A 314-nucleotide genomic window follows, 5' to 3' on the forward strand; every position below is an offset into this window, starting at 1 on the left:
GAATACGGTTATTCTTATCCGTAACTAATATCGCTTCGGCCGCCGTATTGAAAACATCAGAGGCTAAACGTAGCTTGTCTTGGAACTCTTTTTCTTCGGTGATCTCTTGTTTTAATGCAATAAAATGAGTGATCTCGTTATGATCATTAATCAGAGGGCTGATGGATGCCCTTTCCCAATAAAAGCGCCCGTCCTTACGTTTGCTCTGTAGCTCTCCGTGCCAGCTGTTACCGGTGTTAAGTGTGCGAGACATTGCCGCGTACTCTTGTTCTGACATCTCGCCGGACTTAAACATACGCGAGGTTTGACCTAGC

The 314-nt window shown here is 45.5% G+C and carries 1 protein-coding gene; it reads right to left on the reverse strand.

The annotated features are described in order from the left end of the window. On the reverse strand, positions 1-295 hold a 295-nt coding region (locus tag AYW76_RS18615), incomplete at its 3' end, for a PAS domain-containing protein (protein WP_231872657.1). Positions 296-314: the final 19 nt, after the last annotated feature.

The organism is Marinomonas gallaica, assembly GCF_001639745.1.
GTDB lineage: Bacteria > Pseudomonadota > Gammaproteobacteria > Pseudomonadales > Marinomonadaceae > Marinomonas > Marinomonas gallaica.